A 14,309-nucleotide genomic window follows, 5' to 3' on the forward strand; every position below is an offset into this window, starting at 1 on the left:
TGCTACTGCGGGCAGGGCAAGTGCGATCGCAAGCGCAAGCACTACACCGGCAGCTTCGCCGGGACGAGTATCGGGCGTGGCGACTTGGCGTCCTCCCGCACGCCGAGGTACCCCTTGATCGATGCGATCACCAGCGGAACGGCCCCGAACACGATGAACACCACGTCGCCCGGCATGCGCATCCATTCGAGCAGGTGCGAACGGTCGCTGCCGATGTAGTCCAGGCTGCGGGCATGCCAGTAGCCGTGGTTCAGGACGTCCCACAGTTGCAGGAGCCCGGAGGGGAACAGGCTCAGGCCCACCATCAGTGCCAAGCCGCCGTTGGTGCCCCAGAACGCGACCCGGACATACCTGTCGATCGCGGGCCACCGTGTGTCGTCACTGGTTTGGCGCAGCACGAAGACCAACAGCGCGATCCCCAGCATGCCAAACACACCCATCATGGCCGCGTGCCCATGGGCGGGCGTCAGCAGCGTGCCGACTTCGTAGTAGCTGACGATCGGCAGGTTGATCAGGAAGCCAAGCATTCCCGCGCCGACGAAGTTCCAGAAGCCGACCGCCATCAGGAAGTAGAAGGCCCATTTGTGCGGGATCTCGATGGCTTTGCCCGTGGTGTCTCGCTGGCCGCGCGTTGTGCGCACGAAGTCCCATGCGTCGAGCGTCAGCAAGGTCAACGGAACCACCTCAAGGGCCGAGAACAAGGCCGACAAGGCCATGTTGAACGTGCTCTGGCCGTTGAAGTACCAGTGATGGCCGGTGCCCATCAGGCCACCGAGGAAATACAGGATCGCGTCGAGATAGATCACGCGCAAGGCCACGTTGCGGCGAGCCAGGCCGAGCTGGAAAAACGTGAGCGCCACCACGGTCGTGGCGAAGAATTCGAAGAAGCCTTCGACCCACAGATGGATGATCCAGAAGCGCCAGGTGTCAACCACCGTGTAGTTGGCCTTGGCGCCGATGAACAGCGCCGGGATGTAGAACACCGGAATCGCGATGGCGGCGACCAGGAACATCCTGACGATCGGCCGCGCGGCGGGGTTCGCGAGCGCGTGGGGCCGCACCAGGGTCCACAACAGCGCAAACCACGCGAGGAGACCGGCCACCAGCAGGTATTGCCAAACGCGGCCGAGTTCCAGGTATTCCCAGCCCTGGTTGCCGAACCAGAACCACCAATCGCCGAGCACCTGCGAGATGCCGAGCCATTCTCCGATCAGGCTGCCGCCGATCACCAGGGCAAAAGCAGCGAAGAGCCAGTGCGTCAGCGGCGCGAGCCAGCGGGGTTCGTCCTTGCGCAAGGACCGCCCGAGAAACAGCGCCGCGGCGACGTAGGCCGTCGCGATCCAGAAGATCGCCAGTTGCAGGTGCCAGGTTCGCAGCAGATTGCTGGGGAAGATGCGTTCGAGGTCGAAGCCGTAGAAGCCGCCCGGATCGGCGCGGTAGTGCGCGACACCACCACCGACCAGCGTTTGCCCCAGCAAGAGCACGGCGACCAGGACGAAGAACTTGACCAACGCCTTCTGCCCGGCGCTGGACTGGCCCGGCAGTAGTTGCGGCCTGACCTTGTGGCCGCGGGTGATCCAGCCGAGATAGTCGAACTTGCCAAAGGCCAAGAGGACCGCAGCGATGCCGGCCAGCAGCACGGTGAGGCTGAGGGCGCTCCACAAGAGAGCCCCGGCGATCGGCCGGTTGCCGACGCTCGGGTCGTAGGGGAAGTTGTTGGTATAGGAATAGTCCTCGCCTGGCCGCGCGGCGACGGAAGCCCATGCGGCCCAGCTGACGAAGGCAGTGAACTGCCTCAGCTCCGTGCGGTCTGTGATCAGGTCGGCCGAGAGCCCCCCATTGAGCGCCGGGTCGTGAAAGTAGCGGGTCCAGTGCTCGATCAGCGCTCGATGGGTCGCGGCTTGCGAGGCGGTCAGCCGCAACACCCCGGTGTCGGGGTCGTAGCGGTTGGTCTTCAGCTCGACCGCCGCCTCGGCGCGCACCGCGGCCTGGTGAGACGGCGTCAGGTCCGAGAAGGGCTGCTGGTGACGCGCCTGCGCGATGGACTGCGCCGTGACTTCGCCCATCCGGTGCAAGGCCTCGGCCGCGTAGTCCGGCCCAAGGTAGGCGCCGTGGCCCCAGATGCTTCCGTTGGCCATCAGCCCATATTTCAGGAACACGGCCTGGCCTTCTGCGATGTCGTCGCCGCTGAATTGCAACGAACCCGCAGGGTCCGTCGCCTGCGTGGGAATGGGCGGTGCATTGCGGTAGGCGAGCAACGTGACCGCGATGAGGCCGGCAAAGCCGAGCGCCATCACGATCAACACGGCGCGGACCCACCATGGCGACAAGGGGCCGTCGTCGTCGTCGGTCAGAGGCAGCGCAGCTTCACTCATGATGGATCCCAGCAAGCGGACATTGCCGATCATCGTGCGCGCCCGTCAGCCTTGTGTATGTGCGCCAGCAGACATACGCGGCCGTTTGACGCGTCGGTGTTGGGCTCGATCCGACATCTTGCGCAGCTCGCTGAACCGCAGCACCACGCTGACCATCGCCACCGGTGCGCCGACCCGCACGTCGAACACCGCCAGCAAGAAGTCAGGCAGCGCCCTCGACCACCGTCAGGCTGTTGACCACACGCCCCTTCGACAACACGATGACGCGCTCGGCGCTCGCAATCGTTTCCTGCCGATGCGCGACGATGATGCGGGTCAGCCGCAGCGCCTTGACCGCCTCGTTGACGGCTCGTTCGCGCTGGATGTCCAAGTGGCTCGTGGCCTCGTCGAGGATCAGGATCCTGGGCTTGCGGTACAGGGCGCGCGCCAGCAATATGCGTTGCCTTTGCCCCCCTGACAGCACCGTGCCCATGTCGCCCACCAGCGTGTTGAATTGCATCGGCATGGCGGCGATGTCGTCGAACACCGCTGCAGCGCGCGCGCTGGCCTCGATCAGCTGTTGATCGGAACGTGCGTCGAAAAAGCAGATGTTGTCCGCGATGGAGCCGGCGAACAATTGGTCGTCTTGCATCACGCTGGCCACCGCGCCGCGGTAGCGCGCCAGGCCAAGCCGCTGCAGCGGTACGCCGCCGATCTCCACGCTGCCCGACGTCGGTGTCAATAGACCCAGCATCAACCTGACCAGCGTGGTCTTGCCGCAACCCGACGGGCCGACGAACGCCACCGATTCGCCCTCTTCGATGCGAAGGCTCAAGTCATCGATCACCAGCGCGTCTGCCTCAGCATAGCGAAAGCTCACGTTGGTCAATGTGATCGACCAATGCGCAGGCGCCGCGGCGGACGCACCTGCCTCGTGGACCGCTTCCGGTGGGCACATCGCCACGTCGGCCACGCGCTCGGTGTGCAGGCCCATCATGCGCAGCTCCAGCCCCTTTTCCACAAGGCCACTGATGCGCTGCACGAACTGCGTCTTGTAGGCCACGAAGGCCAACAGCATGCCCACCGAAAAGTGCGCGGAGCGATCGAGCACTGCGCCGGAAGCCAGCGACACCGTCACGATATTCTCAATGCCGAACAACAATCCGTTCAACGCCTGGTGGAGCACGCCGAAGCGCTGCACCCTGATGCCGGCATTGAAGCGCTCGATCGCGAGGTTCTTCCATTGGGACAAGCGCTGGTCTTCCTGTCCGAACAGCTTGAGGCATTGCATGCCGCGCACCGTTTCGATGAAGTGCGTCTGCTGCCGGGCAGCCCGCACGATCTGCTCTTCGGTCGCCTCACGCAGCGGCCGGTACAACGCCAGGCGCAGCAGCGCGTACAGGCCGGCAGCCAGCATGGCCACCAGGGTGAGCTGCACGGAATAAAGCAGCATCATTGCCAGTGTGATCAGCACCATCACGCCATCGACGAGCGACTCGACCAACCCGCCGGTCAGCGTGCGCTGAATCGTCTGCAGCGCATCGAAGCGCGATACCACGTCACCCGTGTGGCGCCGATCGAACCAGCTCAGGGGCAACCTCAGCAGATGGCGGAACAAGTTGGACTGCAGCTGCAGGTTGAGCGTGGTCCCGATCACCACGAGGAACCACCCTCGCAGTGCATTGATGCTGGTATGGACGACTGCCAGCAATGCAAATCCGATCGCCAGGACGATGACCAGCTCGCGGTCCTGCGAGACCAGCGCCTGGTCGACCACCCATTGCAGGTGAAAGGGCGCCAGCACGGTGAACACCTGCAGCGCCAGCGCCAGCAGCAACACCCGCGCCAACGCGGCGGCTGCGCCGGGTAGCGGGCCGATGAGCCGGCTCAGGCTGATCCGATGCTGCCGCGTGCCGGGCCTGAAATCATGGGCCGGCACGAGTTCCTGGGCGATTCCAGTGAAGTGTTTCGACAGCTCGTCCATGGCGAGCTCGCGCCTGCCGCGCGCAGGGTCGACGATCGTCACCGTTCGGGCCCGCACCCGTTCGAGGACCACGAAGTGATTGAAGTCCCAATGCAGCACGCACGGCAGGCGCAGTTGTGCCAACTGGGGCAGCTCCAGGCGCACGGCGCGTGGCACGAGCTCGAGCTTGGCGGCGCATCGTGCCAAGTCGGCGAGCGTGGTGCCTTTGAGCGAAATCGAGTAAAGCGCGCGCAAGCTCGGCAGGTCCGTGCGAAGCTGGTGATACCCCGCCACCATGACCAGGCAGGCCAAGCCGCATTCGGCGGCCTCGGATTGCAGCACCACGGGGACGCGGCGGCGCCAGGAGAACTCGATGTTCATGGGCGGTCCTGAAGCATGTTCAAAGTCGACCGGTGACGGACTGCACCGGGTCCAGGACCCAATCCAGCAGGCGCCGTCGCTCAAGATGCACGTCGGCATCGACGGTCATGTCCGGCTGCAAGGGAAATTCCCGGCCATATGCCCGAACGGCTTGCTGCCGCAGGCTCACCGTCACGACGTACACCGGCTCATCCATGGCGACGGGCAGGTTCGCTTCCTGGGGGCGCACGACGCTTCGGCTGATTTCCACCACATCGCCGATGTGATGACCAAAGCGCTGGTACGCAAATGCGGGATAGCGCAACGCGACCTCCTGGTGCGGCCGCAGAAAGCCGGCCGCTCGAGTGGGCACCAGCAGGCGTGCCTGCAGCTGCGCGCCTTGCGGCAGGATGGACAGCAGCGTGGTGCCGGGCGTGACGGCTTGCCCGACGTCGGCCAAGACCGTGGTCACCGTGCCGTCCACCGGGGCACGCAGGACGACCATGCGCCGTGAATCCGTCTGCGACAGCTGCTCGTCCACTTCGGAGATCTGGCGATCGATCGCGGCGCTGTGGTTGGCCTGCTTGAGCGCGCCCGCGGCGACTTCGATGGGCGCCGCGGCGATATCGCGCTGCAAGACCGTGATGTCACGCTGCAAGCCGGCAAGCTGGCGCCGGGCCTCGAGCACGTCGTTGCGCTTGGCTTCCAGCGCGGCGTCGGCCACGAAGCCCGCCGCGACCAAGTCGGCCTGGCGCTGCAAAGACTGCGCAGCAATGGCGACGCGCTCGCGCTGCCATTGTTGCTGCGCTTGTGCTTCGGCCAGTTCCGCCTTCAGTCCCTGCAGACGCTCGCCGATCGCGCGCTGGGCCAGGTGATCGATCTGCGCGAGCTTGTCTTGTTCGCGCTGCAGGCTTGCGCGGCGGCTGCGCAGGGTGTCGATGGCTGCTGCCTGCGGCGCCGGGCTGAGCGCGTTGGCGTGCTCGCTGCTGATGACGAGCAGCACATCGCCTTGCCGCACGGTGCGGTTATCGACTGCGCGGCGCTCGAGCACTGTGCCGGCCTGCGGACTGACGATCCTGACCATCCCCTGGGTAGGCACCAGGTACCCGCTGACGTGCGCCTTGCGCGTGAATTGGCCGTACCACACGAAGAGCACGGCGGCAGCCGCGAGCACGAGGGCCAGCACGCACCACACGTTGCGCAACTTCCCTTGAGCCGACAACAGGCCACCCAAGGCGGCATCGTTCAGGGCGTCGAGAGCGGCTCGGCGAAAGAGGTCAGGGCGACGCATCGCGTTCACACCGACAAGGTGGACTGCATCGCATGACAGAGCGAGCGCAAACGGACAGCTTGTGGCTCGGGCAGGCTGTCGGCAAGCTCGCGCGCCTTCGCGGCGCCCGTGGCGGGATCCAAAGCCAACAGTGCCCTGACCGCATGCAACTTGGTGCGATGCGAACCCGCCTGGAAGATGCGTGCCAGCGCAACGCGGGCCCGATCGCCACCGAGCGCCTCCAGCAAGGGGGCGCAATCGCACAGTGCCCGGTCTCTGGCGGCAGCGGACGCGACGAGATCCTCCGCCGCGGCGATCGGTGCCCCGCCTGGCAGCGCGAACACCACCGTGTCCGCGGCTTCGCCCGCGCGTGGGTGACTGAACACGTGCAGCGAGACGGCCGTTGCTTCGGCCAGGTTGGCGACGTTGTGGATGCAGGGCGTGCAGATGTAGCCGACTTCGCCCGCCGCCGCGTCGAACTGTTTGATGGGCCGCGGCATCAGCGTGCCGCATGCGTCGAGCTCGAAGACGCAAAAGCGCAGCGTGTTGTGCATGACGCCGGTGACCGTCCAGTGATCGTGGCGATGCGGGTTGGCGACCAGGCCGCCGCGCCAGAACACCATCCTCACCGAGTACAGGCGGTCCCTGTCGAAATGCAGGCTCGTGAAGAGGCGCACGCCATCGCCCAGCGCAATCTTGTCCAGCAGCCGTTCGATGCAGGCCAGGTGAAACTCGCGGCTGTGCAGCGCGCGGACCACCAGATCACGTACGGCGAGCGTGCGGGATCGCGCATCCGGAGCCTGGTCCAGCGTGGCATTGATCGACTGCACGAATGAATCGAATTCATGGCACATGGTGGTGCTCCATCGAAAGCAACCAACCCGCCGCGGGAGACAGCGTTGATTCGCGCTTGTGTTGCACGGCCTGCGCATACGCGCGCGTTGCCAGTTCATCCAGGCGCGGCCCTTCCACCACTTCGGCCAGGATGCGGCGCAAATGCCCCATGCGGTAGGCCGCGTCCCGATGGAGCCAATCGGGGGGCACCGATTGGCGCAGGTCGACCGAGCGCTGCGCGGCCGATTGGAGCAGGTCTGCCAGGTAGTCCACCCAAAGATGCGGGTGCACGCCAAGTGTCAGGTGCAGGGACAGGCTGTCGCTGGTGCGCGCTTCGTGAAAGACGCCGCGCGGCACGTACAGCACGTCGCCCGCGTGCAGCGTGAACTCGGCGGTCAAAGGGCCTGGGTCGACCGCGCTTTTGCCGAAGGCCTGCGATTTCAGCGGCAGGCGTATTGGGCTGCCACGGAGCGACCACGTCTTGCTGCCGTGCAGTTGGAGCACGAAGACGTCGTGGCTGTCGTAGTGAGCGGAGAAGCCCTGGGCTTGCCGGTTGGACAGGAACACGTTGGTGATCACGGTGGCGACCAGCTCCTGTTCCAGCGTCTGCTTCAGCCGCTGCAGCGATGGCCATTTGTGATTCAACTGCGAGAACACCAGGGTTGCACCCTTTGCGAACCACTGGACGAGCTTTCCGGCATCCACATGGTCGGTCGCGACCCGTCCCATCACCCGCATGCCGGGGGGCGCCATGTAGGTGTGAGCGCCGACGATCTGGCCGTCGAGAGCCACTTTGCATTCGTCGGCGCGAAAGACCTGCTCGGCCAGCAGGCGGTCCATGTCTTGAATGCCGAGCAGATCGTCAAAACGGTGCGCTCCGTTGTCACGCGCCAAGTACAGCGGACGCTGCTCCCAGTGATCCTGGAAGAACTGCTGCACGTCGAACGGCGCGATCAGTTGAGCGAAATTCATGGATGCGCTCCCTGGACAGGGTCTGCAGCCGTTGCGAACGGCGCCTGCAACCAGTGGTTCAAGCGGTCGAGGTCCCAGTGGAGGAGTTCCATGAGTCGGCCGGCCAATGGCCAGTAGCGGACCTTGTCGATGCTGAAGGGGCCGTAGTTGAATACATAAGACGCAAGGATGGCGACGCCTCTGCGCAGTTCTATTCTTCGGTGCTTGGCATCGGGATCTTCGTATTCGACATAGTCGTTCGATGTGTGGTGCAGGAATGTGCGCCCATACAGGCGATCGCACAGCTGTGAATATTGTTCGGTCTGCAGGATCCAGTAGTGCCAGACGTCGTCGATTTCCGTGCTGAAAGGAATATCTCCGGGGCTGTGAACCGACATGTTGAGATACTTCAACAACTCTTCGATCCGCGCATCCACCTCGACGCTTGGCAATGGCGACAGCTTCTTGTCGAAGTAGTATTTCATCTGCGGCGTCAGGAATGCTTCGCGCAATTGCTCATTCGTGATCATGGTGGGCTGAATCGGCAAGAGTGGAAGGGGCGCGCCGGCATGGGTGTAATGCCGCCGGCGCGTGTCTCACGGAGGGGAGTGGTGTTCGTGCCTCCTCGTTTTCCAGGAGGCAGGCACTATCTTTTCAAGGCGCGTCAATGATTGCTGCAGCAGTTGACGCACTGGCAGGTCGGGACTTGCGCAATGGCAAGACCGCCCGACACCTGTTCCACATCCTCCAGCGCAAGCTCGATGAGTTGCGTCAGTTCTTCGGTTTGCTCGGCCGTGGCAAAGCGGGTCTGCAATCCGGTTTCGGTCGGACGTGGTGTTGACTGGTTCATTGCATTTCTCCTGTGTGGTAAAAAAATAGTCGGCTTTCGCCCCTGCATTGCCGCGACTGACGAAGTGTCAATCGCGGAAATTCTTGTTCTCCAGTGTTTGCCTGGAAGCGCAGCCGTCAACTTGAAGGCAATCCCGGCGATAAGCTTCGTGTCATCCGCGCTTCTGGAAAAGGAATATGCGAAGGTTATCGCGTCAGGCAAAAGACTGAATACTCCAATCGGAGGATGCGACGCTGAACTTGCATGCCCAGGGAATGGGGTTTCCCGGTCGCTGCGACGTCGCGCGTGACGTGCTCGGCGACTGGCTGACCGAGCGTCAGCCCAGGGCATCGGGCTGGGCCAACGCCAGTTGCGCGCCTCCGCCACATCGACCATCGCTGACGGCCTCTTGCGGCTGCGCCACCCGCGAGCGAAACTCGCGACCGACTACCGCAACGCCCAGTGCCCACCTCTCTCCCTGTGCCACGAATCCGACGTTGGGCCTCGTTCTGGCTGTGGTGCGCAGGTCTCTTGCTGGCCGCCGTGGCCGCTGTCGCACTGTTCCTGAGCACGCTCGATGCCGACGTCTACCGGCGCGCGCTGGAGCGGCAGTTCACGTTCGCGCTGCAGCGTGCGGTGTCGATCGAGCGCATGTCGGTCAAGCTCTCCCTCGCGCCGACGCTGAGCGTGCAGGGCCTGCGCATCGCCAACCCGCCGGGAACTTCGCGCCCCGATTTCGCCACTGCTGCGAGCGGTGACGTGCGCATCGATCTGATCGCGCTGCTGCATGGCCTGGTGGTCGTGCAGGCCGTGCACCTGCAGGGGGTCGACCTGCTGTTGGAACGTGACGCGCAAGGCAAGGACAACTGGGCGTTCGGTGCGCCTCCGGGCGAGAAAGCCCCGTCGCACCTGCCCGACTTCGATGCCATCTCGGTGACCGGCTCGCGCATCGCATGGCGGCGTGCCGACGGGCGCATTGATGCGATTCAGGTCGCCCGAGCCGAGGCCACGGTGCGTGAGGGCGCACCCTTCGCGGCACGGGGACAGCTGACCTACCGCGACACGGCGCTGCGCGTCGCCCTCAAGGCCGACGACTCGCTGGCCAGTGCACTCAACGGCAAGCCACCGCATCTGTTGCTCATGGTCGAACCCAAGGGTGCGTTGCTGTCAGTCGAGGCGAAGCTGCCGTCGCTGACCTCGCTGGCGGGCGCCGACCTGAGCTTCGAGCTGAAAGGCGAACACCTCGAGGTGTGGTCCGACCTGGTGGGACATGCCTTGCCCGCCTGGGGGCCCTACAGGCTGGCAGCCCGCGTTCGCCATGCCGATGCCACCCTGCAGGTCGACGACTGGCAGCTCGCGCTGGCCGGGCTGCCGATGCAACCCTCGCGGCTCGAGGTTCGCAGCGGCAAGGCCGTGATCGGCGAGCAGACCGACACCCAGTTCAGCGCCGCAGGCCAGCTGGGCGACACGCCGTTCTCGCTGCAGGCGCGCAGCACGACGTTGCCGCAGTTGCTCAAGTCCGCGGGCGGCGAACCTCTTGCGCTGCAGGCCACCTTGGCGCAGCTGACGCTCAATGCCGAGGGCAAGTTCGCGCTCACGAGGGAGGGGGCGACCTTCGACCTGGCGGCGCATGCCCTTGGCGACGCGCTGGCCCCGGCGCGGGTGTGGGCGGGCGTTCGTCCCGGCCCCGCGCTGCCGGTCGACCTGACCGCACGCCTGACGAAAGACAACCGTGGCTACGCCGCGAAGAACCTGCACGGCCACGCCCTCGGATCTGCAGTTTCCGGCGATCTGGCCCTGGTGCTCGGGCAGCGGCCCGCACTCAGCGGCGCGCTGACGGTGGCCCGCCTGGACCCCTACCACCCCGGGCTGAAGGCCGCGTTCGCCGTCGAACCCAAGGCGGCGCCTTCCGAGCATCCGCTGGAGGTGGCCCTGTCGCTGCGCATCGCCGACGCCGGCGGTCTGCCGTTGCCGCTGAAGAACGTCGTCACCGACCTGCAGTGGCGCAACAGCGTGCTGCAGTTCGAGCCTCTGGCGGCCAGCGTCGCCGACACAGACATCACCGGCGACGCCAGCATGCGCTGGACACAGGGCCGGCCGCAGGTCGACGGCCACCTGAAGGTCGCGCTGATCGATCTCGCCAAGCCGTGCCGCAGTTGCACGCCGACGACGGGGAGCGGCAGCGTGCTCGACGCACCGTTGCCGTTGGAACCGCTGCGCATGCTGGACGCGAACGTCGGCATCGCCATCGCACGTGTGACCGGCGCGGCGCTGCCGCTGAGCGACGTCGCGGCAGAAGCCCGCCTGCAGGGCGGCAAGCTCGATCTCGTGCTCGGCGCCGCGAAGGCCGCCGACATGCCGGTGCAAGGCCGCCTGACGCTCGACGCGAGCGGCAGTGCATGGGGTATTGCCGTCGATGCGAAGTCCGAGCGCGTCGACCTGGGGGCCGTGCAGCGTTCGCTGAAGCAAGGCCCCGTGGTGGATGGCGTGATCCCCGATTTGCAAATCACGGCGGATGCGCAAGGCCAGACCCTGCGCGCGCTGCTCGCACAGACCCGGCTGTCCGTTCGCAGCGCGCCGTTCTCTCTGGCCTGGGGTGGCGAGCGCAAGCCTCTGACGGTGGATCGGGCCAGCATCGACGCAGCACCGGGCGGCCCGGTGCTGGCCCGCGCCAGCGGCCACGCGTTCGACTCACCCATCGAACTGGCGATCGCCGGTGGCCCGCTGGCCGAGTTGCTTGCCCCCGACAGCGCCTGGCCCACGATCACGGCTCAGCTGAGCACCGCGCTGCAAGGCCAGTCGCTGCAGATCGCTGCACGCAGCGGTCCGCTGCACCGCCTGGTCGCCATGCGCGACGTGCCGCTCTCGCTGCAGGCGACGATGCCCGGTGCACAGGCCAGCCTCGATGGCGTCGTGACCCAGTTGACGGCGTCTGCGGCGACCGGGCTCGACGCCCACGTGGAGATCGCCGACCTGGCGCAGACGGCGGCGCTGTTCGGGCAGCAGGGCCTGCCCCCGCTACCCGTCGATGCCAGAGGCCGTGTGACCATCGACCATGGCACGTTGGCCGTCGACGGCCTTTCCGCGAAGGTGGGCCGGTCGGACGCGACCGGGCGCGTGCAAGTCCAGTGGCAGGGCCGCCCGCGCATCAGCGCCGAACTGAGCGCGAAGCTGATCGACACCACCGAGTGGCTGGGCAGTGAGGCCGGCGGCACCCCGCTGCTCGACCGGCCCCTCGACGCGAGGCCGTTGCAAGCGCAAGACCTGCGCTTGCATCTGCGCGCGGACCGTTTCGTGTTGCCCCGGTACACGCTCGGCAAGCTGGAAGCCGACGGCACGCTCGAGTCGGGGCTGGTCGTTTTCAAAGGCACGGCAGCCGACGGCAACCTGCGGGCCGATCTGCGCCTCGATGCGGCCCGTGACATTCCCGCCGGTGCACTGCGCCTGTCGCTCAAGGACATGGACACGCAGGCGCTCTACACCGAAACGACCGGCCAGCCCAGCGGCAAGGCGCCGCACCTGTCGATCACCGCGCAGGTCGCCGGCGCGGGCGGCCGGCTGCGCGAGATCCTTGCCACCAGCCAAGGCGATGTGCTGATCACCGCCGGGCCCGGCATCCTGCCCGACGCATCGGGACAAGGCCTGGCAAAAATGGCGGGCAACATCCTCGAAGTGCTGGTGCCCGGCCGCAGGGACAACGATTTGCGCGAACTCGAATGCGCGGCCGGCCATTTCAAGATCGCCTCCGGCGTTGCCACTTCCACCGACGGCATCGCCTTCCGCCTCAAGCCCATGGACATCCTGGGAAGCGGTGCGATCAATCTGGAAACGGGGCAAATACTGTTTGGCTACCGGGCCGTGCGGCGCCAACTGTTCAGCTTCAGCCTGCTCGGCCTGACCAGCGGGCTCGCGCAGATCGGTGGCACGATTTCGCACCCGACCGCGCAACTCAACCCGAGTGGCGCGCTGGTTGCCGGCACCGCCGCATGGGCCACGATGGGCCTGTCGCTGCTGGCAGATGACCTGTGGCGCAAGTTCGAAGCGACCGACAACCCCTGCGTGCGCATCGCAGCCGGCGCCGACAAGTCCAACCATCCGCTCGACATGCTGATCCACGCGTTGCCGCAGCGGACGCGGCCTTTCTCGCCCGCGTCCGCGTCCGCGCCTTAGGATGTCCGGTTCCCTGTTGACGCGTCGGATCATTCCGGTCGGGAGGCTCGCGCCACGAGCACCTTCACCGGGCCGGGCCTGTCGAAGATCGCCGCATCGCCGTCGACCTTTCCGAGAATCACGATCCCCGGCGGGGGAACCCGGCCTCTGCGGTAGTAGATGACGAAGTGATCTGGCCCCCAGAGTCCCAAGGTGCCTGCCGAGAAATCCTGTTGGCGAGGAGCCTGCGGCAAGCCAGCCGGAAGACCACCCGTCTTCTCTTGCCGCAGGTGGTCATGCATCTCGATCGAGACCGGCAACTGCTTCACAAGCGCCGTGTTGCGTCGTTGTCTGCCAAAGTGGCCGTCACCTTGCCCCATTCCGAGGAAATCGAGATCCGCTCCTGAGCCATTGCAGTTCCTGCTGAAAATACAAGTGCCAGGGCACTGGCCATCGAAGAGGCGCCTCGCACATCGGATCTCATGAGTTCTGACCGGTCTGGGGTTTGAGGCCGGCTTACTTCAGATTTGCCCGGAAGAAGCTGGTGAGCTTTTCGAACGGGATCAAATCGGTACGATCGTACAGGTCGACGTGACCGGCATTCTTCACCCAGTACAGCTCCTTGGGCTGCGCCGCAAGCCGGTAGGCTTCCTGGCTGAACTCCTTGGAGTGCGCCTGGTCACCGGCGATGAAAAGCATGGGACGCGAGATGGTTTCGATGTCCGAGAAGGGGTAGAAATTCATGAACTTCACGTTGCTCGTGACCGTTGGCTTCGTCGTCCGTTGATCGGACGCGCCTGCGGGCGTGAACTCACCGCGCCGGGTGCGGTAGAAGTCGAAGAACTCGCGCTGGATCGGGTGGGTGTCTGCGGTCAGTTTCAGGTCCGTACCACCCGCGACCGCGATGTCGCCTCCCTCGAATTCCGCGTAACGCTGCTGCGCGGCCTGGGCGATGATCTGCTTGCGTTGCTCGAGCGTCAGCGAGTGGTTCAGGGCGTCGCGATTGGCCGCGCCCATGTCATACATGCTCACGGTGGCAATGGATTTGATGCGAGGGTCGATCTTGGCTGCGCTGATGACGAAGCTGCCGCTGCCGCAGATGCCCAGCGCGCCGATGCGCTCACGATCGATGAATGCCCGGGTGCCCAGGAAGTCCACCGCGGCGCTGAAGGCCTCGGCATAGATGTCCGGTGCTACCGCGTTGCGGGGCTGGCCCTCGCTCTCACCCCAGAACGACTGGTCAATTGCCAAGGTGACGAAACCCTGTTCGGCCAGCTTCTGTGCGTAGAGGTTGGAGCTCTGCTCCTTCACTGCGCCCATGGGATGCCCAACCACGATCGCGGGATACCGGCGTTTCGGATCGAAGTTCTTCGGCGTGAAGAGATTGCCGACGATCTTCATCTGGAACTGGTTCTTGAACGACACCTTCTGAAGAGAAACCTCGGCACTCCGGTAGAAGTTGTTTGCACCGTTGGACATGTCTTGACCTATGGCAGTAAAGGATAGGGAACTGGCGGCAAGGGCCACCGCTACAGCGAGTTTTTTCATGATCTTGTCCTGGTCAGGTCAGCAACATGGCGTTGTCGAAGCGAAGCGAGA

Annotated in this window: 10 protein-coding genes; 1 reads left to right on the forward strand and 9 read right to left on the reverse strand. The window is 65.4% G+C overall.

Annotated features, from left to right (window positions below):
• Positions 1-41: 41 nt before the first annotated feature.
• The 7 genes from ASC87_RS00845 to ASC87_RS31460 all read right to left on the reverse strand — a co-directional run bounded on the left by ASC87_RS00845 (position 42) and on the right by ASC87_RS31460 (position 8,582).
• The gene (locus tag ASC87_RS00845) at positions 42-2,375 is read right to left on the reverse strand and encodes a nitric-oxide reductase large subunit (protein ID WP_056655849.1); all 2,334 of its coding nucleotides are present in this window, start codon (positions 2,373-2,375) and stop codon (positions 42-44) included.
• Between the two features lie 202 nt (positions 2,376-2,577).
• Entirely contained in the window at positions 2,578-4,782 is a 2,205-nt protein-coding gene (locus ASC87_RS00850; RefSeq protein WP_235581995.1) for a peptidase domain-containing ABC transporter, read from the reverse strand.
• Positions 4,718-5,968: an HlyD family secretion protein gene (locus ASC87_RS00855; RefSeq protein ID WP_162255113.1), complete on the reverse strand. Its 1,251-nt coding sequence runs from the start codon at positions 5,966-5,968 to the stop codon at positions 4,718-4,720. The genes ASC87_RS00850 and ASC87_RS00855 overlap by 65 nt, the downstream gene beginning before the upstream one ends.
• Before the next feature lie 5 nt (positions 5,969-5,973).
• Complete coding sequence (locus ASC87_RS32375; RefSeq protein ID WP_056655141.1) at positions 5,974-6,801, reverse strand: hypothetical protein; 828 nt, start codon at positions 6,799-6,801, stop codon at positions 5,974-5,976.
• Positions 6,791-7,753: a cupin domain-containing protein gene (locus tag ASC87_RS00865; RefSeq protein WP_056655144.1), complete on the reverse strand. Its 963-nt coding sequence runs from the start codon at positions 7,751-7,753 to the stop codon at positions 6,791-6,793. The genes ASC87_RS32375 and ASC87_RS00865 overlap by 11 nt, the downstream gene beginning before the upstream one ends.
• Complete coding sequence (locus ASC87_RS00870; protein ID WP_056655147.1) at positions 7,750-8,262, reverse strand: hypothetical protein; 513 nt, start codon at positions 8,260-8,262, stop codon at positions 7,750-7,752. The genes ASC87_RS00865 and ASC87_RS00870 overlap by 4 nt, the downstream gene beginning before the upstream one ends.
• Positions 8,263-8,396: 134 nt before the next feature.
• Positions 8,397-8,582 carry a hypothetical protein gene (locus ASC87_RS31460; protein ID WP_157603773.1) on the reverse strand — a complete coding sequence of 62 codons (186 nt, stop codon included), beginning with the start codon at positions 8,580-8,582 and terminating at the stop codon, positions 8,397-8,399.
• 459 nt (positions 8,583-9,041) lie between these two features.
• On the opposite strand from ASC87_RS31460, the gene ASC87_RS00875 reads away from it, so the two are divergent.
• Entirely contained in the window at positions 9,042-12,731 is a 3,690-nt protein-coding gene (locus tag ASC87_RS00875) for an AsmA family protein (RefSeq protein ID WP_255358869.1), read from the forward strand.
• Between the two features lie 29 nt (positions 12,732-12,760).
• Here the strand turns inward: ASC87_RS00875 and ASC87_RS00880 are convergent, their stop codons facing one another.
• Together ASC87_RS00880 and ASC87_RS00885 are read right to left on the reverse strand one after the other, a co-directional pair.
• A complete protein-coding gene (locus ASC87_RS00880) occupies positions 12,761-13,090 on the reverse strand; it encodes a cyclophilin-like fold protein (RefSeq protein WP_200954274.1) in 330 nt (109 codons plus the stop codon).
• Positions 13,091-13,226: 136 nt separating this feature from the next.
• Positions 13,227-14,258: an alpha/beta hydrolase gene (locus tag ASC87_RS00885; RefSeq protein WP_056655153.1), complete on the reverse strand. Its 1,032-nt coding sequence runs from the start codon at positions 14,256-14,258 to the stop codon at positions 13,227-13,229.
• Positions 14,259-14,309: the final 51 nt, after the last annotated feature.

It is taken from the genome of Rhizobacter sp. Root1221 (genome assembly GCF_001425785.1).
In the GTDB taxonomy this organism is placed as follows: domain Bacteria; phylum Pseudomonadota; class Gammaproteobacteria; order Burkholderiales; family Burkholderiaceae_C; genus Rhizobacter.